Below are 25,089 nucleotides of genomic sequence, written 5' to 3' on the forward strand. Positions count from 1 at the left end.
TGCTACTCCACCGCGTAACCCATTGCGAGCGCGTTCTCCCGGACTCGTCGATCCCTGCTCACTACCGCGACAAACTGCGGTGTCTCGCCCAGTTGTTCTACCGTGGCCAGGTGAATGGCGTCGAGCGTTCGCACGGGCTCGACCGCGAACGGCCGCGCCGCCCGCGCCAGCACGGACTCCGAAATATCCGCGATCTCACAACTGCGCTCGAAGCGGCGAAGCCGGCGCAACAACGCGCGCTCTTCATCGACAGTGAGACGCCCGTCAAGGCGGGCCTTCAGCAATGCCCGGGCCGCTTCGGCGAAGGTGAGCGCCGACGCGAACCGCAGCCCCTCGCCCATGATCGCCAATCTCGCGTTGCGGTCCTCGTCGAGCAGGGCTGCGACCAAGCCGCTGGTTTCGATATAGCGAAAGAGCACGCCACCGGCCGGCTGTTCGGCCTCGTCCAGAGCCCGACTCACCGGCCGGCGTTTCACCACTTATCTTCCCGAGTCCAGTCGATGAGCTCCTGCACCGTGCCCGAACGGAGTTTGATTCGGAGCCCATCATCTGGAAAAGGATCGCCGGCCTCGATGGCCGGCCTGATCGAGCCGGCCGCCACCAGTTCGTCGTGCCGGTTCCGGCGTTTCGCTCGCGGCTTGTCGCTTGGCGGCCCCAGTTCGGCGACGACGCGGCCATGGGCGGTCACGGAGATCCGTTTGCCCGCCTCGACCTGGCGAACGTAGTGACTAAGGTTGTTCCTCAGTTCGCGTATGCCAATCGGCTCCATGAGCCCATTGTAGCCACATGTAGCCACCACCGCAACGGGCGGGCCTACTCATCGAGCATGTGTGCCTTGCGCGTCGGCGACTCGGCGGCCACGAGCGGCTGGTTCAGGAACCGGACCAGCGGCGCCAGCGCCTTGAACGTCCACAGCAGGTTCTTGTAGAAGTCCCGCGACGTCGCATACGCGCCCGGCTCCTCGCGGAATGCCAGGAACTGCTTGTGCATCAGATACGGCGCGGCCTTGTGCGTCTTGTCGAATCCGCGCGGCACCCGCGTCAGCGTGTCTCCCTGCAGCCCGCCGATCTTCTGGAGGTTCGGCGCCTTGACGATGGCGTCGAACTGGCGGAGGTGGCCGGCGATGTGCTCGCGCAGCAGGTGCAGTTGCGACGTGTCCGGCCGGTAGGCGCCACCGCCAATCCACACGTAGTCGGGTCCGACCTCGAAGTAGAAGCTGGCGCCGTTCATGCGGCCGAGCGTGCGGTTGGGGAACGTCGCCGCCACGTTGGTCTTGAGCGGAGTCTGGTCGTCGCTGAACCGCGTATCGCGGAACGGCCGGAACATCGACACTTTCGGATCCGCCACCATCTCGGGCGCGAACGCTCGCAGGTCCACGGCCAGCCGCTCGACGATGGCGAGCATGGGCGCGCGGCAGTGGGCGTCGTACTGATCGCGGCGGGCATGGAACCACTCGCGTTCGTTGTTGCGCTTCAGGGACTTCAGGAACGACAGCGTCTTCGGAGTAAACATGCCTGCGCCTCTATAATGTCGTAGTGATCGACGATCTGAAAAGGATCCTGGGCGACCGCCTCTCCACGGCGGCGGCCGTGCGCGAACACCACAGCCACGGCGAGTCGTGGCACGCCGCCGGGCTTCCCGATGCCGTCGCCTATCCCACCTCCACCGACGAGGTCAGCGCCATCGTCAAGGTGTGCGCGCGGCATGGGAAGCCGGTGGTGGCGTTCGGCATGGGCAGTTCCCTGGAAGGGCACGTCAACGCGATTCACGGCGGCGTGTCGGTTGACCTCACCCGCATGACCCGCGTGCTGCGGCTCAGCCCCGACGACCTCGACATCACGGTCGAGGCCGGGCTGACCCGGCTGAAGCTGGACGCGCACTTGAAGAACTCCGGCCTGATGTTTCCGATCGATCCCGGCGCCGACGCCACCATCGGCGGCATGACGGCGACACGGGCCTCGGGCACAACGGCGGTGCGTTACGGCACCATGCGCGACAACGTGCTGGGCCTGACCGTGGTGCTGGCGGACGGCCGGGTCATCAAGACCGGCGGACGCGCCCGCAAGTCGTCGTCCGGATACGACCTGACGCGGCTGTTGGTCGGGTCGGAGGGGACGCTCGGGGTGATCACCGAGGTCACGCTGCGGCTTTACGGCAAGCCCGAGGCGGTGCGGGCGGCGGTGTGCCCGTTCGCGTCGATGGCCGGCGCCGCGGCCACGGTCATCCAGACCATCCAGCTCGGCATCCCGGTGGCCCGCATCGAGATCGTGGACGAAGCGCAACTCCGCGTCGTCAACGCCTACTCGAAGACCAATTATCCAATCGCGCCGACGCTGTTCTTCGAGTTTCACGGCATCAGCGACGTGATGGTGGACGAGCAGATCAAGGCGGTGGAGGAGATCGCGCGCGAGCAGGGCGCCCAGGGCTTCCAGTGGGCCTCGACGCTCGAAGACCGCGCCACGCTGTGGACGGCGCGGCACAACGCCTACTACGCCACCGTGGCCTCGCGCCCGGGCGCCCGGGCATGGACGACCGACATTTGCGTGCCCATCTCGCACCTCGCGGAGTGCATCCTCGAGACGCAGGCGGATCTGCGGGAGGCCGGCGTGGTGGCGCCCCTCGTCGGCCATGCCGGCGACGGCAACTTCCACCTGATCTTCATGCTCGACCCCGATGACCCGCGCGAGTTCGATCAGATCTCGCGGCTCAACGAGCGGCTGGTCGAGCGGTCGCTGAAGTTCGGCGGTACCTGCAGCGGCGAGCACGGCGTCGGCATCGGCAAATTGAAATACCTGGACCAGGAGCACGGGGCCTCGCTCGACGTGATGCGCGCCATCAAGCGCGCGCTGGACCCCAACAACCTGATGAATCCGGGTAAACTGATTCCTGACTAGTGGCCAAACGAACACCAGAACCCTCGCTCTTCGATCTTCCAGACGACGACAGTAACGGCGCACCTCCGGCCGGAGGGCGCCCGCCGATTTCTGGCGGGACCGGCGACGGCACCACCAACGTCGCGCTCCACGAGGCGGCGCAGTCGCGCTACCTGAACTACGCCCTGTCGGTGATCACCTCGCGGGCCTTGCCCGACGTGCGCGACGGCCTCAAGCCGGTGCAGCGCCGCATCCTCTACACGATGTGGCAGCAGAACCTGACCGCCGACGCCAAGCACCGCAAGTGCGCCAAGGTGGTGGGCGACGTGATGGGCAGCTTTCACCCGCACGGCGACAGCGCCATCTACGAGACCCTGGTCCGCATGGCGCAGTCGTTCTCGCTGCGCTATCCGCTGATCGACGGCTCCGGCAACTTCGGCTCGCTCGATGGCGACGGCGCCGCGGCCATGCGATATACCGAGTGCCGGCTCGCCCGCATTGCCGACGAAGTGCTGCAGGAGATCGAGCAGGAAACGGTCCCGTTCCGCCCGAGCTACGACGGCACCAAGACCGAGCCGGTGGTGCTGCCGTCGCGCGTGCCCAACCTGCTGATCAACGGCAGCACCGGCATCGCGGTGGGCATGGCCACCAACATCCCGCCGCACAACCTCAACGAGATCATCACCGCGCTGATCAAGCTGCTCGACAACCCCGACCTGACCACGCTGCAGTTGTGCCGGTGGGTGAAGGGCCCGGATTTTCCGACCGGCGGCCACATCCTCAATTCGCCCGACGAGCTGAAAGAGATCTACCGCACCGGCTCGGGCTCGGTCCGCATCCGCTCCACCTGGGAGGCCGGCCCGGCGACGCGGTCCGAGAAGAAGATCTACATCACCAGCATTCCTTACGCCGTCAACAAGTCCCAGCTGGTCGAGCAGATCGGCGACGTCGTCCTCGGCCGCAAGATGCCGCACTTGGTGGACGTTCGCGACGTCTCGACCGACGATGTCCGGATTGAGCTGGAGTTGAAGGCGGGCGCCGACGACAACCTGGTGATGGCTTACCTGTTCAAGCACACCTCGCTGCAAACCACGTTTGCCGTGAACATGACGTGCCTGGTGCCCACCGAAAACGCCGAGGCCGGCCGTCCCGAACGCCTTGACCTCAAGCAGATGCTCTGGCACTTCCTCCACTTCCGCCTGGAAGTGGTGACCGGCCGCCTCGAGCACGAGTTCGAACAGCTGCGCAAGCGCATGCACATCCTCGAGGGCTTCGAGAAGGTCTTCGACGCGCTCGACGAGATCATCAGGATCATCCGCAAGTCGGACGGCAAGGCCGACTCGGCGGAGAAGATCATGGCGCGGTTCTCGCTCGACGCCGAGCAGACCGACGCGATTCTCGAACTGAAGCTGTACCGGCTGGCGCGCCTCGAGATCCTGGTCATCCAGAAGGAACTGGAGGAGAAGCGCAAGCGCTCCCGCCAGATCGCCGGCCTGCTCAAGGACGAAGAGAGCCGCTGGAAGCTGGTGCGCTCCGAGCTGGAAGAGATCCAGGCGAAGTACGGCAACCCGAAGATCGATCCCCGCCGCTCGCGCATCGAGGAAGCGGAAGAGATCGAGTACTCCGCCGACGCCTTCATCGTCGAGGAAGACAACGTCGTGATCGTCTCACGCGACGGCTGGGTGAAGCGGCAGAAGGAAGTGAAAGACCTGGCCACCACGCGGTTGCGGGAAGGCGACGCGGTCCTGGCGGCGGTGGCCGGCAGCACCCGGGCCACCGTGGTGTTCTTCACCAACTTCGGCGTGGCCTACACCAGCCGCATCGTCGACGTGCCGGCCTCCACCGGCTACGGCGAGCCGGTGCAGAAGCTGTTCAAGTTCAAGGACGGCGAGCGCGTGATCGCGGCGTTCAGCCTCGACCCGCGCGTGGCGAAGAAGATCGAGGCGAAGAAGGAAGGCGACGTGCCGCCGGTGCATGCCGTGGCCATCACCAGCGACGGCTATGCCATGCGCTTCTCGCTCCAGGGGGTCGTCGACGCCAGCACGCGGTCCGGCCGCCGCTACGCGCGCACGGCCGAGGGCGCGGAGGTCGTGCACGTGGCTCTGACCACCGGCGAAGAGACGATCATCGCCGCCACCAGCGCCGCCCGCGCCATGCTGTGCCCGGTCGAGGAAGTGAACTTCCTGTCGGGCCCCGGCCGCGGCGTCATCCTGATCAAGATCGACTTCCCCGAAGACAAGGTGATCGGCGCCATTGTCTCGACCGGTGACCGTGATCTGCTCACGGTGGAAACCTCGCGTGGGGCCGAGCAGACGATCAGCACCACCAAGTACGAGATCGTCGGCCGCGGCGGCAAGGGCCGCGAGTTGATGCAGCGCGGCCAGTTCACGCGCGTGGTACCGAACGAGGTTGCGTTGCCGACACTGGACAGCGTAGGCTGACCGCGCACGGCATTTCATGTTCCCGGCCCGAGACTCCGCTCATGTCACGCTGCGGTATGCTCTGGCCGGCGCGGTGTTCGGCCTCAGCTTTCCGCTGTTCGCGACCCTGCTCGACGTCCTGCTGAAGGATCTGCCACTCTCCTTCGCCTCTTTGATCTCGGTGCAGGCCGCCAATCCGCTCCACTGGGTCATCGATACGGCGCCGCTGTTCCTGGGTGTGTTCGCGTCGGTGGGCGGCCATTTCCAGGGCCAGGTCCTCCGGCTCAATCACGAACTTGAAGGACGGGTGACCGCACGCACGGCCCAGCTGGAAGAAAGCAACCGGAATCTGGTCGCATCCCGGGAACGCGCCGAATCCGCCGATCGCGCCAAGTCGGAGTTCCTGGCCAACATGAGTCACGAGATCCGGACGCCGATGAATGGCGTCATCGGCATGACGGCGCTGCTCATGGACACCGACCTCACGAACGACCAGCGCGACATGGCGGCGACCATTCACCGGTCGGGTGATGCGCTGCTGGCCATCATCAACGACATTCTCGACTTCTCCAAGATCGAGGCCGCCAAGCTCGACCTCGAAGACATCCCATTCGACCTTCGGGATCTGATCGAGGACACGGTAAGTCTCGTTTCGGAACGGTCGTCCGAAAAGGGGCTGGACCTGAGTCTCAACGTTGAAACGGGCGTTCCCGAACAGGTCCACGGTGATCCGGGCCGTATTCGCCAGGTGATGCTCAATCTGCTCAGCAACGCGATCAAGTTCACCGAAGCCGGCGAGGTCAAGGTGCGGGTCAGCACCGTGCCGTCCGACCCATCCACGATTCGGTTCACGGTGTCCGATGCCGGCATCGGCATCCCGGCCCACGTGCTCCCGACCCTGTTCTCGGCATTTATGCAGGCCGACAGTTCGACGACCCGGAAGTACGGCGGCACGGGCCTCGGTCTCGCCATTTCACGCCGGCTGGTGGAGTTGATGGGAGGGACCCTGGAGGTCGAGAGCACGGCCGGCGCCGGCAGCACGTTCTCGTTCACGGCCCGCCTGCCCCGCCAACTGGCGCCGGTCGTGGCGACACCGGAGCTGCTGGTAGGACGCCGGGCCGCGATCGTTGATGACACTCCGGCCAATCTCGAGTTTCTGAAGCGCCAGCTCGAATCGTGGGGCATGACAGTGGCCGCATTCCCGGGGGCCGAAGCCGCGTTCGCCGAGCTCAAACAGCAGCCCGATTACGACGTGGCATTGCTTGACCTGCGGATGCCCGATCGCGACGGCTGGATGTTGGGCGCCGACCTCAAGTCCGACCCGCGCACCGCGCACATCCCCTTGATCATGCTGACGTCCAGCGACAACGCCGGCGACGTGGCCCGCGCTCGGGCGGCGGCATTCGCCGGTTACCTCGTCAAGCCCATTCGCCGCGCCAACCTGTTGCGCTGCCTGGTGCCGCTCTTTGGCGGCGCCTCCGCCGCGCCGCCACCCCGCTCCGACGTTCCGTACGCACCCACCACCACCCACCAGCCGCGGGTCCTCGTTGCCGAGGATAACCGCGTCAATCAGATAGTGGCCGTCCGGATGCTCGAGAGACTCGGGTGTCACGTGGTGGTGGTCGTGAATGGCGAGGAGGCGGTTGCCGCGGTCGCCACGCAGGCGTACGACTTGGTCTTGATGGACTGCCAGATGCCGGTGCTCGACGGCCTCCAGGCCACGCGCCGCATCAGGGCCGAGGTGCCCGGCGCCCCGCCGATCGTGGCCATGACGGCCGGCGCCATGCCGACGGACCGGCAGATCTGCCTCGACGCGGGAATGGATGACTACCTGACCAAGCCGGTCACCCTGGATTCCCTGACTGACATGGTGCACCGCTGGCTGCCGGCGTCGATGCGCGATCGCCATCCGGATCAGGACTAGTCTAACGAGGAGATGATTCGGGAGCACGCGCGTCAAGGCGGCTTCCCGGCCGACACGATCTCCGCCCCAAATCTGAGGGATGACGTGAGCACACCAGCCTGGTCACTGCGACGCTTGCACGTGGTGGACGACGCGCAGATCGAGGCGCTCGCCGACGTGCTGATCGACTGCGTGGAGGGCGGCGCGTCCGTGGGCTTCATGCTGCCGCTGACTCGCGAACGTGCGCTGGCGTTCTGGCGGCGCGTGGCCGGGGACGTGGCTGCCGGGAGGCGCGCGTTGATGGTGGCGGAGGATGCGCAGGGGATGTGCGGCACCGTGCAGTTGATCTTCGACCTGCCCGAGAACCAGCCGCACCGCGCCGACCTCGCGAAGATGCAGGTGCATCGTCGCGCCCGCCGCCAGGGCCTGGGCGCCGCGTTGATGCGCGCCGCCGAAGACACCGCCCGCGAGTGCGGCAAGACCCTGCTGGTGCTCGACGCGGTCACCGATGGCGATGCCGCGCGGCTGTACGAGCGACTGGGATGGGTGCGGGTGGGCGACATCCCGAGCTACGCCCTGTTTCCTGGGGGCGGGTTCTGCAGTACCACCTACTTCTACCGCGATCTTTCACATTAGCCCGCACATGACGACATACATCGGCCTGCTCCGCGCGGTGAATCTCGGCTCACACAACAGGATTGCCATGAGCGATCTGCGCGAGTGGCTGGTGGGCCTCGGCATGGCCAACGCGCAGACGCTGTTGCAGAGCGGCAACATGGTGTTCGGCAGTGACGCCCGCTCGGCGGCGCCGCTCGAGAAGACGCTCGAGTCGGCCGCGGCGAAGCAACTTGGCCTGGAGACCGCTTTCTTCGTGCGCACCGCAAAGGAATGGCAGGGCATAATCGCCGAAAACCCGTTCCCGAAAGAAGCCAAGGCGGACCCCGGCCACACGGTGCTGATGTGCCTGAAGGACGCGCCGCCGGCCGCGGCGGTGAAGGCGCTGCAGGATGCGATCAAGGGCCGCGAGGTCGTCACGGCCAAGGGGCGGCACGCCTACTTCCTCTACCCTGACGGCATGGGCACTTCGAAGCTGACGATCACGTTGATCGAAAAGAAACTCGGTACCACCGGCACGGCTCGCAACTGGAACACCGTGCTCAAGCTCGGCGCACTCACGGAGGAGTCATGACTCACTTGCATTCGATGTTGATCCGCTCGCTGCTGGTTGCCACGTTCGCCGGGCTGCCGGCGATGGCTGCCGGCCAGGGCGTTCGCCCCGATGCCGACCCGCGCGTCCAGAAGATCGTCGCCTCGGTGTCCCAGGAGCGGCTCCAGCAACTGCTGGCCAGGCTGGTCAGCTTCGGCACCCGCGAGACGCTGTCAAACCAGGACGGGACCACCCGCGCCATTGGCGGCGCGCGGCAGTGGATCTTCGACGAGATGAAGCGGTCGAGTCCCCGCCTGCAGGTGTCGTTCGACACTCACCAGATCGCGCCACAGGGCCGCATCACGCGCCAGGTGGAACTGCGCAACGTGATGGCCGTGCTGCCGGGCAAGTCGCCGCGCCGCATCTACGTCAGCGGCCACTACGATTCGCTGAACCTCGGCGATCGCGGCCAGGCCGGCCTCAACACCGGCGGTGGCGGCAACCCGCAAGCGACCGCGGAGTTCAACCACGACGCCGAGGCGCCTGGCGCCAACGATGACGGCAGCGGCACGGTCCTGACGATGGAGCTGGCGCGCGTGTTGGCGGAGAGCGGCATCGAGTTCGATGCGACGCTGGTGTTCATCTGCTGGGCCGGCGAGGAGCAGGGCCTGATTGGATCGGCGGCGCACGCCCAGGACCTGGTGGCGAACAAGGCCGTGGTCGAAGCCATGTTCAACAACGACATTGTCGGCAACAGCCACGGCGGCAACGGCGTGGTCGATGCCGAGAGCGTACGGGTCTACGCGGTGGGCCCCGAGGATTCGATGGCGCGGTCACTGGCGCGATACATTGCCCGCGCGGCGGGCACCTACGTGCCGTCTCACCAGATTCGCGTGATGGCTCGCGAAGATCGTTTTGGCCGCGGCAGCGACCAGTCGTCGTTCACCCAGGCTGGCTTTCCCGCCATCGTGTTTCGCGAGGCGAACGAGAACTTCAGCAAGCAACACTCGGCCCGCGACACCATCGACGGCGTCGACTTCGCCTACCTGGCGCAGAACGCGCGAGTGAACGCCGCCGGCGTCGCGTCACTGGGCCTGGCGCCGCCGGCGCCGAAGGTCACGGGCGAGCGCGGCCAGAACCTGTTGTCACGCGGCACCTCGGGGTACGACGCCGACATGCGCTGGGCCGCATCGCCCGGGGCGGTGGCCTATCGCATCTACTGGCGCGACACCTGGTCCAACGACTGGCAGCGCCAGCAGACCATCGGCAACGTCACGCAGTTCGTGCTGCCCAACGTGTCGATCGATGATTTCGTGTTCGGGGTGGCGGCGATCGGCGCCGACGGCCTCGAGAGCCTCGTCAGCGCCTACGTCTCGCCGGTGCGGCGATCCACAGAAGTAAAAGTGGTCAAGTAACCCGGCAAAAACAAAGAAGATCAAGAGATCAGAAGAACACTTAGTTTCTTTTGATCTCCTGATCTCCTGTGACGCTTCTGGCCTTCTGTAGACCTAGAACGACATCTGCAACCCGAACCTGACGTAGCGCGCGTCCATGATCGCCGTCGGCCGCATCCACGCATTGGTCGCCGGGTTGGCGCCAAAGGTCTCGTTGACCCTGGTCACGGTGCCCGAGTTCAGGATGTTGAAGACGTCGGCAAAGCCCTGGATCCGGGTGCGGCTGCCGAACCGGAAGGTGCGGCCGAGGCGCAGGTCGAGCTGCTTCCGCGTATCGAGGAACACGGTGTTGGGCTCGACCAGGTTGACCGCGATCGTGGTGGCGCCCGCGGTCGAGCCGATGATGCTCCGGCCGGCAATGGCCGCGGTCACCGTGTAGTTGGCGGCGACGCTCGGCCCCGGCTGGGCCAGGAACGAGCCGCTCAACTGGAACTCCCACGGCAGTTGATAGGCAGCCGACATCTTGAACGTGGTGCGGAAGGGCGGCACGGCGTCGCAGAAGCGCGCGCTGTTCGGGTTGTCGCGCTCGTCGCAGGTCGTCGAGGCCCGGCGATCGGTGGTGATGCCGCCGAACAGCAACAGCTTGCTGAACCGCGCGTTGGCGCTCAGCTCGAAGCCGTTGTAGATGGTGCGGTTCACGTCCGAGAACGTCCGCAGGTTGTCGGTGGCGACGCCGACCTTCGTCGGGTTGAGCGTGTGCATGGTGATCGCCGAACCGGCATCGGCAAGCCTCGTATCGGCGGGCGCGGTAATCGTGAAGGGCGCCCAGTCGGTGACCGCCAGGTTGGTGTTGTCGGTGACATCCAGGTTGAAGAACTGGCGCCGGTAGAAGCCGGCCGTGACCGACAGGCGATCCATCAGCTGATGCTGCACCGACGCGTTGTATTCCCAGTTGTAGCCGCGCAGCAGGTCGGGATCCGGGCGGCTGGTGATCTGGCCGAAGTTCGACGTGCCGCCGAACACCTCGCCGCGTTGGAGGTTGCCGGCGGCATCGAACAGCGAGCGGTTGCCATCGAAGTCGAGCCACGCGCGGACCTGGGTCGAGTAGGTCATCCCGTTGAAGTTGGCGGCGTAACCGGCCGCGGCCGACGCGATGTACTTGCTCGCGTTCACCTTGATCGCGGTCTTGCCGTCGCCGAACACGTCGTAGGCGGCAGCGGCGCGCACCGACCAGTCATTCCAGTTCGGCACGTTCTCGATGGCCGCGAAGTTGCGCGCCTGGATCCACGGGCCCGCGGCTGCCGACTGGGCGGGGACCATGGCGTTGAAGTGATCGTAGCGGCCACCCAGGTTGAGCGTGAGCTTGTCGATCGTCCAGGTGTCCTGGACGAAGAAGCCCAGGTCGCTCTTGACCTTTTGCTGCGCGTCGGTGGGACCGTTGGCCACCGCGACGGCAATTGGACATGGCAGGGCTGTGCACGGTACGGGGTTGCTGGCGCTGGCCGGCGCACCGAGCAGGCCGGCGTTGAACACCAGCGTGTTGATCTGCCCGTTTGACGAGAACGCCCGCGAGTTGGTGCCCCAGCCCATGGTCACGCCGGTCTTGAAGGCGTGCGAGCCCGTGATGTAGCTGGCCGACGCCGCCGAACTGTAGCTCTTGGTCCAGCTGGTATACGGCGGAATCGTGTTGCCGCAGGCCACGGTCAGCCGGCCGGTGCTCTGCTCCAGGCGCGGCAGGTCGCCCGGTTGAACGCTTTCGCGGCAATTCTGTTCGTAGTCCTGCGTGTAGTAGGAAATGCCGGCCTCGAGCAACAGCTTGTTGGTCGTGGTCTGCGTCCACTTGAGCTGCGGCACCCAGCCCAACCCGAACGCGTCGGTCGAGGCTTCCGGTGACGTGGTCGCGAGGGTGTTGAAACCGTTGTAGAACTCACCGTTGTACTGGCGGTCGAGGTAGAAGCGGACCTTGTCTTTCTGGGAAACCTGCCACGTCAGTCTCGTCACGGCGCTGTAATTGCCCATCGCCTGCCGGAACGCCTTGCTGCCGTCGGCAAACGCGGAGCTGGCGACGTAGGTCTTGTTGTCCTCGTACTTGTAGGTGAAGTAGAACCAGAGCTTGTCGCGCTTGATCGGGCCGCCGAACGACGGATTGACCTGATAGGTATACGCGATACCCGGTTGCGGAATGCCCGCGCTCTTCACCGCGTCGGATCGGTTGTCAGCCTGCATCTGGCTGCCCGCGCCGTAGGCGAAGAACGTGCCGGAGAAGGTGTTGCCGCCGTCTTTCGGCGTGCTGTTGATGCGCAAGCCGCCGTTCTGCATCTCGGCGGACTCGGCGCCGGTCGTGAACGTGACTTCCTGGATGCTCGCGTCGTTCATGTAGAACCCGCTGTACTGGCCGCTGCCGCACAGGTTGTTGACGCGCAGGCCGTCGATGGCGATCACCATGTCCGCCGTGTTCGAGCCGTGCACGCTCATGCTGTATTGGCCGAGAACGAACGGTGTCACCGAGGTGCCCGGAAGCAGCAGTGCGCGCGCCGGGGTGTTGCGATTCGGCGTCGGAATCGCGTCGAGAATGTCGCGGTTGACGACGAACTGCGTCGTGTTGTTGGTCACGTCAACCGTTGGCGTGGCGCCGGTGACGGTGACCGACTCCTCCAGCGAACCGACTTGCAGGTCGCCATTCACGGTCGCGGTGAAGTTGCCTTGCAGCACGATGTCGGCGCGCCGCACGACCTTGAAGCCGGCCAGGGTAAAGGTCACCTGGTACACACCCGGGCCCAGGTCGACGATCCGGTACTGCCCGGCGCCGTCGCTCACCACGCTGCGGGCCTTCTCGATCAGCGCCGGGCTCGAGGCCTCGACGGTGACGCCGGGGAGTACGGCGCCAGACCCGTCCCTCACGACCCCAGCGATGGACGCTTGAGCGCTGGCCGCCCGCGACGTCATGAACACCGCAAAGAAAAGGATTGCCGTACACAGCACGACTCGACGCATGGTTCGTCTCCCTTGAGGGCCTGGATGGGCAAAACAGATGACCGACATCAGTGGCGGACATTACGGGGGTCCAGCTGTGCTGTCAAGACATTTGGAGACACCGACCGTGCCGGTGCCGGCCAACTTGTCCAAAACGGAACATCGGCGGGAATGGCGATCAGCCACAGTCCAAGGTTGGAGGCATTCAATGCGATTCCCGCACAAAGTCGTCACTCTCTTCCTGCTCCCGGTGTTTCTCATCTCGTCGCCGGCGTTCGCCCAGCAGGCCCGCGTCGTTGACGCATCGGCCATGGATCAGGCGCTTGCGGACCGGGCCGCCTCCGAGCGCACCCAGCGCGACCTCGTGCGCCGCGTGCTCGACCGGTCCGACGCCCGCGAAATGGCCGCCCGTTTCGGGCTGAGCGTCGAGCAGGCCAGCACGGCGGTTGCCACACTCTCGGGCGCCGAACTGAACACCGTGGCGCAGCACGCGAGCGCCGTCGAGACCAACGCCCTCGCCGGAGGCGCGAACACCGTCGTCATCTCGGTGACCACGCTGCTGCTGATCCTGATCATCGTGATCCTGCTCGCCAAGTAGGACACGCCATCGCTCTCCGCATGGCTCGCGGCGCGGGTTCCATCGCGTCAGCGCTGGTGGTGCTGCTCGTGTGCGCGCCCGGCGCGGTGGCCTCGGGTCGCCTCCAGCCGGCCGCGGGGGCCCGCGTTGTCGAGGAAGGCAGCGCGCGTCTGCTCGACGTGCCGTTCCTGCCGCAGACGGAAGACCTCTGCGGCGGCGCCGCCGTGGCGATGGTGTTGCGGTACTGGGGCGAGCGCCAGGTGTACCCCGAGGACTTTGCCGCGCTCGTTGATCGCGGCGCCTCGGGGATTCGCACCGACATCCTCACCGCGGAGGTGACCCGGCGCGGGTGGCAATCGTTCCCGTTCTCCGCGGACCAGGAGGGGAGCGGCGGCTGGGTTCGCGGGCACGTTGACCGCGGGCGCCCAATCGTGGCGCTCATCGAAGTGAGCCCGAACCGCTATCACTACGTCGTGATCGTCGCCTGGACGGGCACCCAGGTGATCGTGCACGACCCGGCGCGCGCGCCGTTTCGCGTGATGTCTCACGCCGAGTTCGAGCGGGGATGGGCGGCGGCCGGCCGGTGGGCCTGGCTGCTGCTGCCGCGGTACGACACGGCCTCACCCGCGGCTGGTTCAGTCGCGCCCATCCTGACCGACGCCGTGCCCGCCGCCGGCACCTGCGGGCAACTGATCCGCACCCTCGTCGAACTCGCACGAACCGATGCCGGCGCGGCGGCGGCGGGACTGCTCACCGCCACGCAGCTGTGCCCTCTCGATCCGGCTGGATGGCGCGCGCTCGCCGGCGTCCGGTTCCTCCAGTCGCGATGGGCCGAGGCCAGCGATCTGGCTGAACGCGCGGCCCGCCTCGATCCGGGCGATGACCAGGGCTGGAACCTGCTGGCCACCAGCCGCTTCCTCAATGACGAGCCCGATGCGGCGCTCGGCGCCTGGAACCGGATCGGCCGTCCGCCGATCGATCTCATTCACGTGACGGGCCTGAGCCGGACCCGCCAGCCCGTCGTGATCGATCTTGTCGATCTGCCCGCCCGTGCGCTCCTGACACCGGCGCGGCATCGTCGCGCCGCGCGCCGGCTACACGAGCTGCCGAGCGCGGTCCTCACCCGCCTCAGCTACCGTCCGCTCCCTGGAGGGCTGGTCGAGATCGACGCGGTGGTGGTTGAACGTCCCACCGTGCCGCGTGGCGTGGCGCGGATCGCGGCGGCGGCCGCCACGGCCTGGCTGCACCGCGAGCTTCGCCTCGATGTCGCCGCGCCGACCGGAAGCGGCGAGCTCCTGACTGTTGCATGGCGATGGTGGGAAGCCCGCCCGCGTCTCGCCATGACGTTGGCCGTGCCCGCGGTCTCGTGGCTGCCGGGAGTGACGACGATTGAAGGGTCCTGGGAGCGGCAGGCGTACGCCACGCCTGCGATCGCGCAAGACGAACGACGGCGCGGTGGCGTGAGCGTCGCGGACTGGGCGACCGGCAGCGTGCGCTGGCGAACGGGCGTCGCCCTGGACCGATGGGCGCACGACAGCCACGTCTCGGCCGACGCCGCGATCGACGTGCGACTGGCTGCCGATCGCGTGTCGATCGGCGTGGACGCGGCGGGATGGCTGCCGTTGGGATCGACGGCGCGGTTCGCGCGCGGCGGCGTGTCGTCCGCCTGGCGATCAACCCGCGAGAGCGGCCGTGCGTCGTGGACCGTCACCGCCGGGATCGCCGCCGCGAGCGCCGCCGCGCCATTCGATCTGTGGCCGGGTGCGGGAACGGGACACGCGCGCGCGCCGCTCCTGCGCGCGCATCCCCTGCTGGATGCCGGCGTCGTCACCGGACCGGCGTTCGGGCGCCGGCTGGCGCACGGCACGGTGGAGTATCAACATCCGCTGCTGGCGACCCCGGCAGGGTCGATCAGGCTGGCCGCGTTCGCCGACACAGCGAAGCCCTGGCGCCAGGCCGGCCTTGTCGAACGCGGGTCGTGGCATGCGGATGTGGGAGCTGGATTGCGACTGGCGCTGCCTGGCGGCGCCGGCACCCTGCGAGTCGATGTGGCGCGCGGGCTGCAGGACCGGCGAACGGTCCTGTCCGCCGGCTGGCAAGCGCCGTGGCCCGGACGGTCACCGTAGTATCGTGCAGGGCACCCCTGGAAGGGGCGCCCTGCGGAGTGCCTGCTACTTCCGCTTCGCGATCTTCAGCTCGGCGAGCTTGGCGACCATGTCCGGTCCAGACGAACCGGCCTTGACGGCGTTGTCGATGTGGAGGATCTTGCCGTCCGCGTCGATGTAGAACGTCCACCGCCGTGCGAAGCCGCCAGCGTTGAGGACGCCGTACTTGTTGGCGATTTCCTTGCTGACGTCGCTGAGGATGGGATAGTCCGCCTCGTGCATCTTGGCGAACTTGGTGTTGTCCTCCAGCGTGTCCACGCTGATCATGTAATACGCGACGTTGTACTGCCGAATCAGATCGCCGCTCTCACGGAGCGACTTGCATTCGGCCGTTCAACCACCGGTAAAGGCCTTCGGGAACCACGCCAGTACCACCGCCTGCTTGCCCTTTGACTCCGCAAGCGTGTGGGTCTTGCCATCCGAACCGGGTGCCGAGAACGCCGGGGCCATGTCACCAACCTTCAATTCCGCTGGTGCCTGGGCCATCGTCGCGCTGCTCGTCACCAGACTCAGGACGGCGCCGAGGCCGACCTTGAGCCATGACTTCATACGCATGAGCTGATCCTCCACTGGCGAAGATGGTATCCCACTTGCAGGACTAGAATCGAGGAGTGGGCGTGACGGTTCGAAAGGCGCTGATCGTGGTCGCAGCGGTCGCTGTGGGTGCGATTCTGGCCGCCTTGCTGGCCATTCACACCCCCTGGGCGCGCGGCCGCGCACTGGCCTGGGCCACCGGTTTCCTGGTTCGCTACGACCTCACCCTCAGCGCGAACGCGCTCGGCTATAACGCCATCACCCGGCGGATTACGCTCACCGACGTGCGCCTGGCGGCGAAGGGCCACGAAGACCGTCCCTTCCTGGTCGCCAATCGCATTCAAGTGAAGCTCCCGTGGATCGCTTACCGCGGCCGCTTCGCGATCGACCACCTCGAAATCGACAACGGCATCGTTGACATCTTCCGCGACGCCAACGACGTGGTGAACCTGCCGCCGGGCTCGACGGCGCCGACGCCGGAGACCCCGCGCCGCCTGGACATCCGCGGCCTCACGCTCCACGCGCTCGACGTGCAGTACACGGACATGGTCCGCAACTGGGGCGTCAAGGTTCCGCAGATCGAGTCGGCACTCGTCGATTCGGCCCTCGGCGCGGAGGGCGCCTTCGCCGTGCGCGGGCCGCTCGCCGTTCGCCTCCGCGATCGCACCATGACCATCGCGCCCTTCGAAACGGTGATGACGTTCGACGGATCGAACGTCTCGCTGAAGGACGCGCGGCTGGTGTCGTCCGAGCTCAACGCGTTTCTCAGCGGACCGATCAGCCGCGTGCTCGATTCACCGAGCCTCGATCTCTCGCTCAAGGGCACCGTTGATCTCGAGAACGCGGCGCGGTGGGTGCCGCCGCCACCGGTGCCGGTCAGCGGCGTCGCGGCAATTGAAGGCACCGTCAAGGGGCCGGCGCGCAACTTCGTGACCGCACTGCAGGTGACGAGCAGCACGCTCGCCGTCGGCCGTGCGCGGCAATTGCGGCTCACCGGTCCCGTGCTGGTGACCTTCGAGTCGTTCTCCGGGAGCCGGCTGGCAATTGCGCCGCCATCGGGCGGCGAGATTCTCGCCGACTTCAACGTGCCGTGGGGCCGCACCGCCATCAGCAAGGCCGACGCCGCCTGGAAGGGAGTCGACGCGCAGACCGCGCTCGATATTGCCGACGTGTCCCCGCAGGCGATCGGTGGCAGTTTCGACGGCCACGGCACCTTCGCGTTCGGCGAGCCGCGGCGCTTCGAGATCACCAATCGCTCGACCGGCCGCGCCGGCCGCGACCTCGTGCCGATGACCGGGACCATTCGCGCGACCATCGTCGGCGACGACTATCAATACGATCACAACCATCGTTTCCCGGGATTCGACTTCGAAGGCCGCATGTCCGGCCGGATCAACCGCGGGACGGCGCTGCTCTCGACGATGACGGGACCGGCGCATGCGCGCGTGAGTGATGTGGCCGAAGCGTCGCGAAGCCTGGCCACGCTGGGGTTCCCGGTGCCGGAGATCGCCGGCGACGTGCACGGCGCCGTGGACATGCCGATGACCCTGGCTGGCTCGTATCGCCTGCCCGAGATCGACACTCAGGTGGCGGGAGACGCGGTCGAGATGCCGATCATCGGCCGCGTGCGGGCCTCGGCCCATGTCGTCGCCGACACCATGCGCGCCGACATCACGGCGGTCGACCTCCGGCGTGGGACCGCCTCAATCACGGGCCAGGCGGTGGCCAACATTACCGATCGCTTGTGGACCGGCAGCTTCACGGTTGACGCTCCGCGCGCCGAGGAACTGCAAGCCGATCTCCCCGAGGCGTGGCGCGTCACCGGCCCGATGCGCGCCACGGCGACGCTCGGCGGCACCTTCGACGTCTACACACTCGATACCGTAATCACCGGGTCGGCGCTCACCTGGGCCGGCCAGCCGATCGACAAGGCCACGGCCAAGGCCATGGTGACGGCCGAGGCGATCGACGTCACGTCGCTCGCACTCTCGCAAGGCCCCGGCTATCTCGATGGCCGCGTCCGCTACGCATGGGAGAGCGGCGCCTACGACGCCACCTTCAAGGGCGACCGGTTGTCATGGCAAGGCACCGTGCTGTCACCGAATGACACGCAGGCGATGTTCGCGGTGCAGTTCGCCGGCGCCGGCACTACGGCGCAACCGCGGGGCCACGCGAGCGTGGACTTCTCCCTGACCGGCGGCAAGGCCGGCACCCTCATCGGTGCCGGTGACCTGACCGCGGACCTGATGGGTGACCAGGCGCGCGTGGTGGCGCGCCTGCCGTCGATTGGCGCGCTCGTGAACGCCGACATCGCGACCGCATCCCCGTACGACTATCGGGCCACGGCGGTGCTCGACCGTCTCGAACTGGCGCGGCTCGCGCCGCTGGTCGATGCGGTCCAAGCCGAGGTCCTGGGCTTCGCCAGCGGCAGCGTCACCGCTTCCGGCCGCCTCGCCGACAGCCGCGACCGCGTCGCCGTCGTCAACCTCACCCAACTCGATGCCGGCGTCGGCGGCGTGCCGGTGTCGCTGAACGCGCCGGCGAGCCTGGCCTGGCGCGGCGACGACGTCACGGTGAAGGACCTGAACGTGCGGCTCGGATCCGGACGGCTCATCGCCTCCGGTGAATGGAACCCGCGCCTCGACGGCACGTTCCAGGGGCAGTTCACCGGTGACTTCCAGGACGCCATCCGCATGGGCCGCGCCTTCGGCGTGCCGGTTACCTTCGATGGGACCGGCGCCATGAACGTTGACCTGCGGTCGAACGGCACCCGGGCCGGCACCTCGACCACGTTGACGCTGAAGAACGGCACCTTCAACTGGGGCGGCGGATCGCCGGTGGTCACCAACCTCAACGTCGAGGGCGCGCTGCGGGGCGAGTCGCTCACGGTGTCTCGCATCACCGGCGATGTGGCCAGCGGCGGGGTGGTGGGGAGCTTCTCGGCTTCCGCCAGGGCGGCGGTGCCCGTCCTCGACCTCTCGGCCATTGCCGGCGAGCTGACCGTGGATGCCGCGAAGTTCACCTTTTCAGGTATTCCGGTGGAGCAGCAGCGGCCGTCCCGCGTCGAGTTTGCGCGCGGCGCGCTGGCGGTGGCCGACGTGTCGTGGACGGTGGCGAACAACCCGTTCGCAATTGATGGTTCCGTGGGCTTTGCCGCCGAGGACCCGCCGCTCAACCTGTCGGTGCAGGGCCTGGTCGACCTGCGTGTGCTGTCGGCCTTCATCAGCACGCTGGGGTTCGACGGCAACGCCAATGTGACCGCGTTGATTGAGGGCACGATGTCGCGACCCTTGCTCGACGGCGAGGTGATGCTGCAGGACGCGGAGATTGCGGTGGCCGATCCGCGACTGACCCTCTCGGAACTGAACGGCCCCATCCTGCTCGACGGCCAGCGCGTGGTGTTCGACGGCGTTCGCGGTCTCGCCAACGGCGGCGCCATTGCACTCGACGGCACGCTGCTATTGGAGGGCCTGGCGGTGGTGGATGGCGACGTCAGCATCCAGGCGCAGGGTGTCGCGATCGAGCTGGTGCGAGGGCTCCGCAGCGAGGTCGATGCCCTGGTGACCTACCGGCCCGACCCGAAGGCCCCGTCCATCACCGGCGACATCCGCGTGCTGCAGAGTTCCTACACCGACACAATTACCCTCGCCGCCCTGGCGCGGCGCGCCACGCTCCCGGTGTCGCCCACCGTGCAACGGCCGTATCTGGATCGAATCCACCTGAACCTGGCCGTGACGACGGCTGACGATGTGATCGTGGACAACAACTACGGGCGCTTCGAAGCCGGCGCCAACGTCCGCATCGTCGGCACCGTGGCGGCGCCGGGCATGGACGGCCGCATCACGCTTCGCGAAGGCGGCGAGATCTTCCTGGGCGGCCGCACCTTCCGCATCACGCGCGGCGACATTTCGTTCGCGGACCTTCGCCGCGTCCGCCCGGAGTTCAACATCGCGGCGGCGGCCCGCCTTGGCGGCGAGGACGTCACCATGACCCTCACCGGCACGCTCGAGCGGCCGTCGATCGACCTGACCTCGGAAGGGGGCTCGCGGACGCCGGACGATCTCGCCGCCTTGATCGTGGGCGAGACCAACACCGAAACGGCGGTGGCGCTGCTGTCGGCCGACCTGCTCGGCGTGACCGGCCGCGCCCTCGGCCTGGATACCTTCCGCGTCGAACGCGGCGCCTTCGAAGACCGCGACTTCCGCGACGATCCGACGCTTGTCGGCATCAACCGCACGGACCCGACCACGCGCCTCACGCTGGCCAAACGGTTGAGCGACCAGGTCGAGTTCGCGGTCTCGCAGAACCTGCGCGAGAGCGGCAAGACGACGGTCATCGTCAGCTACTTCCCGACCCGTACCATCGAAGTGCGGGCGCTGTCGCGTGACAACGCCACGGCCAGCCTCGGCATCCGGCACCAGGTTGATTTCGGGGGAGGCCCCAGCCATTCGCCGGCGGAACGCCGCGTGCGGCCCGAGGTGTCGGCCATCACGTTTACGGGCGTGACGCCGGCCGTCGAGCAGGAAGTGCGCGGGCAGATCTCGCTCGATCCAGGGGACGATTTCGACTTCCTGGTGCTGCAACGCGATGTTGACCGCCTGCGCGACCACTTCAAGGCACAAGGCTACTTCGAGGCGCGGATCCGGACCCACCGGGTCGAGGAGCCGCAGGCCAACACGGTGGCGCTTGAGTACCGCATCGATCGGGGCCCGCGCACCATGCTGGAGATTACCGGGACGACGGTGCCGCCGGACGTGGTGAGCGAGCTCGAGGAGGCCTGGCATCGCAACGCGTTCGACCAGTTCCTGATCGACGACCTCACGCATCGGGTGCGGCGCTTCCTGGTCGGCACCAACGAATTGGGAAGTGTCGTGGTCGGCACCGTCGATCGGCCGGCGCCAGGCACCAAGCGGCTGCGCATCGAGGTGACCGCGGGTGTGTCGGTGAGCGGCCGCGAGATTCGCTTCATCGGCAACCGGGAGATGGCCGGCGATCGCCTGCTCGGCGAGATTGTCGCGGAAGGCCTCGAAGTGGAGGCGTGGCTCGATCGCCGCGTGGTCGAGCGGAAGCTGCTCGTCGTCTACAACGAAGCGGGCTTCCTCAAGGCCCGGGTTGACGGCGGCCCGCTGACCATCGACGGCGAGGTTGGCGTGCTGCCGATCACCATTGTCGAAGGTCCGCGCGCGCAGGTGAGCGACCTCCGGTTTGCCGGGGTCCCCGCCGCCCGGTTGCCGATGGTGCAGAAGGCCGCGGACCTGCAGCCGCCGGTACCCTACCTCGCGACCGTGGTCAACGACGCCCGCGTCCGGGTCGAGCGGCAGTATCGCCATCTCGGCTTCAACGCCGCCGACGTCGAGATCGTGCCCACCGTTGCGGACGACGACACGGTCGCCCTGACGTTCGCCATCACCGAAGGGCCGCAACAGGTTCTGCGGGACGTGGAGACCAGCGGGCTCGAGGTCACGCGTGGCCATGTGCTGACCGAGGCGCTGCGCTTCGAACTGGGCAAGCCCGTGGACCCCGACGAATGGGCGCTGGCGCGGAAGCGGCTCTACGACACCAACGTGTTCCGCATCGTCGACATCCAGGCGGTGCCGGCCGGCGAGCCCGTGAACGGCGTGCAGCCGGTGACCGCCCGGGTCGCGGTGGAGGAGTTCCCGACGTGGACGTTCCGCTACGGCCTGCAGCTCGAAAGCGAGCGCCAGGCCGAGCTTGACGAGTTCACGAGCACGCGCAACGGCGGCATCGTCGTTGAACTCAAGAACCCAAACCTGTTCGGCCGCGCGCTCACGCTCGGTGCGTTCGGCATGTATCAGTACGACCGCAACGACGCGTCGTTGTTTCTGGCCACCTCGCGGCTGTTCGGCTGGCGGGCGCGCTCGACCCTGTATGGCTACTTGTCACGCGACCGTCTCCGCGACGACGCCGGCACCGAGGTTCTGGCCATCGCCGCTCGTCAGGGCATCAGCGCCGATCAGCGGTGGCGGATGCGCGGCGCGCAGATTGTGTATGGCTACCGGTTCGAGCGCGGCCGCACCTACGACCCGGATCCCGGCAACGATCCCCTGCCGCTCGACTTCGTGTCGAACCTGGCCGCGTTTACCGTGGCCGGGTTGATCGATCGCCGAGACGACCCGCTCAACTCGCGCACGGGCACGTTCACGTCGCTGTCATTCGAGCAGGCGTCGACGTGGCTGGGATCCGACGTCAGCAACCGCAAGGTCCTGGCCCAGCAGTACGCCTTCTTCCCGGTTGGCGGCATCGTGCTGGCATCGCGCGTGCAGGTCGGCAAGAAGTTCGGCGCCGACGACCTCCTGCCGAACGACCGCTTCCGCGCCGGCGGCGCCACCACCGTGCGCGGCTACGGCGAGGACGGCCTCGGCCCGCGCGACTTCGTCGGCCTGCCGGCCGGCGGCGAGATGTTGCTGGTGCTCAACCAGGAGGCCCGCTTCCCGATCTACCGGTTCGTGCACGGCGTCGGCTTTGTCGACGCGGGCAGCGTGGCGGGGAAGGACGAGACGATCGGCTGGCGCTCGCTGAAGGTCGGATACGGCGTGGGCGTGCGCTTCGTCACGCCAGTGGGCCTGCTCCGCGTCGACTTCGGCATCCCCAACTCGCGGGTGTCCACGCTCTCATCCCGCGAGCCCAACAGCCTCCGTGGAGGCCGTTGGTACTTCGGGATTGGGCATATCTTCTAGGCTTACTTCAGCGACCGCATGATCGCCTGCACGGCCTGGCGCTCGGGCGCTTCGGGCGCGAGGCGCAGGAAGGCTTCGAAGTGTTCGGCCGCCTGCGGCAGCTGACGCTGGCGCTGGTGCACCAGGGCGCCGTAGTAGTGCGCGTAGGCGAAGTCGGGCTTGCGCACAATGGCCCCGGTCAACGCGGTCCCCGCCGTGCCCCAATCGCCGGCTTTGCTGGCCGCGAGGCCCAGCTGATAGAACGCGAACGGGTTGTCGCCGTCAGCCTCGGTGGCCTTGCGAGCGAGATCCACCGCGCGGCGGGCGTCGTTGGCGGCGAGCGCCTCACCTGACTCGGCGATCAGGCGCCAGGCCGGACCGCTGGCGCCCAGCCGAGCGAACGTCGAGACGGCCTGGTCGGTGCGGTCGAGCTTGAGCAGCGCCTGCGCCGCAAGGTAAGTGGACGCCGGGTCCGCGTCTTGCGCGGCCTCGACCACCTGCTCGTAGTCGCCCGACTGGAACAGGCGCTGAATCTCGGGCCGCTGCTCCGCGGCCGTGGCAATTCCCGCGGTGCCGGGCACAATCCACACGGCCAAAGCCGTGATCACGGCAAAAACTGACCTGTTTCTGGTGCAGATTGATGTCATTTGCATACTCCAGCTTTCTCTACTGCAACCAGTGTGCCGACAGGTATACTGTAACAACACCTCCCGGTTGACCCCTCGAGGCCTGCAGACTTGGTGGCTTGCACGACAGCCACTCCGGCCACGCCCCAAGCCTCCACGCCCAGGATCGTCGATTCGGTCAGGATCACAACGCGCATGGCGCAGCAGGACCCCCAAAGGTCCTGACGTTCAGCACAGAAAGTTACGAACGACACACATGTCCTCAGATCAAAGACTCAAGATTGCCGTATTCATCGACTTCGACAACGTCGAGATTGGCGTCAAGACCACGCTCGGCCTCCAGTTCGACATCGGCGCCGTGCTCGAAGCCATCAAGGAACGCGGTGAAGTGATCACCAAGGTCGCCTACGGCGACTGGAAGCGATCGGGCGATTACGGCCGCGCCATGGCGCAACACGCCGTGCGCCTGGTGCAGCGCGTGATGACGCCCGGCGGCGACAAGAACGGCGCCGACATCAACCTCGCCCTCGACGCCCTCGAGATGGCCTTCACCCACTCCCACATCAACGCCTTCGTCATCGTCGGCGGCGACAGCGACTTCATCACCCTGGTTGAAAAGCTCAAGCAGTACGACCGCAAGGTGTTCGTGGTCGGCGGCCGCGCCTTCACCAGCCAGGTGATGCAGAAGAACTGCACCGAGTTCATCGCCTACGAAAACATCGTGCCGGATCGCCGGCCGAGCCACCCGCGGCCGGAGCGCGGCAGCAGCGAGCGGCCCCGCACCCAGAGCAGCGGGACCCAGCCCATCGAGCAGTCGGTGGCACTGGTCAAGCGTGCGCTCAAGGTGCTGGCCGACCGCGAGGTCTCGCCGCAGCTCGGGCTGCTCAAGAGCACGCTGCTCCAGCTCGACTCGTCGTTCTCGGAACGCGACTACGGCGTCGGCAGCTTCCGCGACTTTGCCGACAAGCTGGCGCAGCAGGGCATCGTCACGTTGAAGCACCAGGGCCGCAGCACGCTGGTGGAACTGAACGACGGCGAGACGCCGGCCGTGGAACCGGCGGCGCCCTCGGCGCCTCCGTCGCCGACCCTCGTCGCCAATTCGTCGGCCGACGCGATCTCGGCTTCGCGTGAGGCCGGCCGTCGCGCCGCGCGCGAACTGCTCGAGCAGGCAGACTCGGCCCACGGTGCCGTGGACCCCGGCGACGAAGAAACCCGTCCCGCCCCAACCGAGCCGGCATCGCTCGGCGACGGCGTTGCCCTGGTGCGCCGGCTGTTGGGCGAGGCGGCCACGCAGCCGCGCTGGCCGATGTATCCGCGCCAGTTCAAGCAGTTCCTGAAAGCGGCGCAGCCCGACTTCGACGAACGCCGCTACGGCACGATCGCCGACCTGATGCGCGCCTGCCAGAAGGACGGCATCCTGCGCCTCGAACGGGATCGGCAGGGCGGCCTGCGCGTGTTTGCCAACGGCGCCACCGCGCGCGCCACGGTCCCGCACGGCTGGGGCCTCGTCGTGAACAACACGGTCGAAGCGGTTGACATCGTCGAACCGTCGGCCCTGGTCGAGCCGCTGCCGCCGACCATTGCCGAACCGATCGCCATGCCCGAGGAAGTCGAGGCGGCGGTGGTTGAAGCCGCGCCGAAGGCCAAGCGGCCCGCGCGCGCGAAGAAGACGGCGGCTCCCGCGGCCAAGGCCGCGAAGAAGAAGGCCGCTCCGCGCAAGAAGAAGGTCTAACGTTCTGAACGGTTCTGAATGGTTCTGAATGGTGCTGAACCGTTCGGAACCGTTCGGAACCTCTATAA

General features: G+C 67.3%; 16 protein-coding genes. 10 read left to right on the forward strand and 6 right to left on the reverse strand.

Going from position 1 to position 25,089, the window contains the following annotated elements:
* Positions 1–2 precede the first annotated feature (2 nt).
* From WC815_14285 to WC815_14295, 3 genes are read right to left on the reverse strand one after another with little or no spacing between them, the layout of a single operon-like run.
* A complete protein-coding gene (locus WC815_14285; protein MFA5909944.1) occupies positions 3–476 on the reverse strand; it encodes a PIN domain-containing protein in 474 nt (157 codons plus the stop codon).
* Positions 473–769, reverse strand: a complete 297-nt coding sequence (locus tag WC815_14290; GenBank protein ID MFA5909945.1) for a type II toxin-antitoxin system prevent-host-death family antitoxin — start codon at positions 767–769, stop codon at positions 473–475. The genes WC815_14285 and WC815_14290 overlap by 4 nt, the downstream gene beginning before the upstream one ends.
* A 44-nt stretch (positions 770–813) precedes the next feature.
* Positions 814–1,512, reverse strand: coding sequence for a DUF2461 domain-containing protein (locus WC815_14295; GenBank protein ID MFA5909946.1), 699 nt, complete (start codon positions 1,510–1,512; stop codon positions 814–816).
* A gap of 23 nt (positions 1,513–1,535) precedes the next feature.
* On the opposite strand from WC815_14295, the gene WC815_14300 reads away from it, so the two are divergent.
* From WC815_14300 to WC815_14325, 6 genes are all read left to right on the forward strand, one after another.
* Positions 1,536–2,894, forward strand: coding sequence for an FAD-linked oxidase C-terminal domain-containing protein (locus WC815_14300; protein MFA5909947.1), 1,359 nt, complete (start codon positions 1,536–1,538; stop codon positions 2,892–2,894).
* Complete coding sequence (locus tag WC815_14305; GenBank protein ID MFA5909948.1) at positions 2,894–5,314, forward strand: DNA topoisomerase IV subunit A; 2,421 nt, start codon at positions 2,894–2,896, stop codon at positions 5,312–5,314. Before WC815_14300 ends, WC815_14305 begins: the two co-directional genes overlap by 1 nt.
* A 16-nt stretch (positions 5,315–5,330) precedes the next feature.
* A complete protein-coding gene (locus tag WC815_14310; GenBank protein MFA5909949.1) occupies positions 5,331–7,217 on the forward strand; it encodes a response regulator in 1,887 nt (628 codons plus the stop codon).
* A gap of 84 nt (positions 7,218–7,301) precedes the next feature.
* Positions 7,302–7,832 (forward strand): GNAT family N-acetyltransferase, encoded by a 531-nt coding sequence (locus WC815_14315; protein MFA5909950.1) that lies wholly within the window; start codon positions 7,302–7,304, stop codon positions 7,830–7,832.
* A gap of 7 nt (positions 7,833–7,839) precedes the next feature.
* Entirely contained in the window at positions 7,840–8,385 is a 546-nt protein-coding gene (locus WC815_14320) for a DUF1697 domain-containing protein (protein MFA5909951.1), read from the forward strand.
* The gene (locus tag WC815_14325) at positions 8,382–9,758 is read left to right on the forward strand and encodes a M20/M25/M40 family metallo-hydrolase (protein ID MFA5909952.1); all 1,377 of its coding nucleotides are present in this window, start codon (positions 8,382–8,384) and stop codon (positions 9,756–9,758) included. Before WC815_14320 ends, WC815_14325 begins: the two co-directional genes overlap by 4 nt.
* A 93-nt stretch (positions 9,759–9,851) precedes the next feature.
* Here WC815_14325 and WC815_14330 read toward each other — a convergent pair whose 3' ends face one another.
* Positions 9,852–12,779: a TonB-dependent receptor gene (locus tag WC815_14330; protein ID MFA5909953.1), complete on the reverse strand. Its 2,928-nt coding sequence runs from the start codon at positions 12,777–12,779 to the stop codon at positions 9,852–9,854.
* A 139-nt stretch (positions 12,780–12,918) separates the two neighbouring features.
* Between WC815_14330 and WC815_14335 the strand changes: the two genes are divergently transcribed.
* Together WC815_14335 and WC815_14340 are read left to right on the forward strand one after the other, a co-directional pair.
* Positions 12,919–13,308, forward strand: a complete 390-nt coding sequence (locus tag WC815_14335; protein ID MFA5909954.1) for a PA2779 family protein — start codon at positions 12,919–12,921, stop codon at positions 13,306–13,308.
* Positions 13,309–13,328: 20 nt separating this feature from the next.
* Positions 13,329–15,413, forward strand: a complete 2,085-nt coding sequence (locus tag WC815_14340) for a C39 family peptidase (GenBank protein ID MFA5909955.1) — start codon at positions 13,329–13,331, stop codon at positions 15,411–15,413.
* 45 nt (positions 15,414–15,458) lie between these two features.
* On the opposite strand, the gene WC815_14345 is transcribed toward WC815_14340, so the two are convergent.
* Entirely contained in the window at positions 15,459–16,007 is a 549-nt protein-coding gene (locus tag WC815_14345) for a peroxiredoxin (protein ID MFA5909956.1), read from the reverse strand.
* Between the two features lie 62 nt (positions 16,008–16,069).
* Between WC815_14345 and WC815_14350 the strand changes: the two genes are divergently transcribed.
* Positions 16,070–22,684 carry a translocation/assembly module TamB domain-containing protein gene (locus WC815_14350; GenBank protein ID MFA5909957.1) on the forward strand — a complete coding sequence of 2,205 codons (6,615 nt, stop codon included), beginning with the start codon at positions 16,070–16,072 and terminating at the stop codon, positions 22,682–22,684.
* Between the two features lie 2 nt (positions 22,685–22,686).
* On the opposite strand, the gene WC815_14355 is transcribed toward WC815_14350, so the two are convergent.
* On the reverse strand, positions 22,687–23,253 hold the full coding sequence (locus WC815_14355) for a tetratricopeptide repeat protein (GenBank protein MFA5909958.1): 567 nt from the start codon (positions 23,251–23,253) through the stop codon (positions 22,687–22,689).
* Between the two features lie 292 nt (positions 23,254–23,545).
* Between WC815_14355 and WC815_14360 the strand changes: the two genes are divergently transcribed.
* Positions 23,546–25,021 carry an NYN domain-containing protein gene (locus tag WC815_14360; GenBank protein MFA5909959.1) on the forward strand — a complete coding sequence of 492 codons (1,476 nt, stop codon included), beginning with the start codon at positions 23,546–23,548 and terminating at the stop codon, positions 25,019–25,021.
* Positions 25,022–25,089: the final 68 nt, after the last annotated feature.

It is taken from the genome of Vicinamibacterales bacterium, assembly GCA_041659285.1.
In the GTDB taxonomy this organism is placed as follows: domain Bacteria; phylum Acidobacteriota; class Vicinamibacteria; order Vicinamibacterales; family UBA2999; genus 12-FULL-67-14b.

Bases quoted from the DNA above. Each gene is read 5' to 3' on its own strand.
- WC815_14325 (MFA5909952.1), top strand. From the start codon at position 8,382: ATGACTCACTTGCATTCGATGTTGATCCGCTCGCTGCTGGTTGCCACG.
- WC815_14340 (MFA5909955.1), top strand. From the start codon at position 13,329: ATGGCTCGCGGCGCGGGTTCCATCGCGTCAGCGCTGGTGGTGCTGCTC.
- WC815_14330 (MFA5909953.1), bottom strand. From the start codon at position 12,779: ATGTCGGTCATCTGTTTTGCCCATCCAGGCCCTCAAGGGAGACGAACC.
- WC815_14320 (MFA5909951.1), top strand. From the start codon at position 7,840: ATGACGACATACATCGGCCTGCTCCGCGCGGTGAATCTCGGCTCACAC.
- WC815_14360 (MFA5909959.1), top strand. From the start codon at position 23,546: ATGTCCTCAGATCAAAGACTCAAGATTGCCGTATTCATCGACTTCGAC.
- WC815_14310 (MFA5909949.1), top strand. From the start codon at position 5,331: ATGTTCCCGGCCCGAGACTCCGCTCATGTCACGCTGCGGTATGCTCTG.
- WC815_14295 (MFA5909946.1), bottom strand. From the start codon at position 1,512: ATGTTTACTCCGAAGACGCTGTCGTTCCTGAAGTCCCTGAAGCGCAAC.
- WC815_14290 (MFA5909945.1), bottom strand. From the start codon at position 769: ATGGAGCCGATTGGCATACGCGAACTGAGGAACAACCTTAGTCACTAC.
- WC815_14335 (MFA5909954.1), top strand. From the start codon at position 12,919: ATGCGATTCCCGCACAAAGTCGTCACTCTCTTCCTGCTCCCGGTGTTT.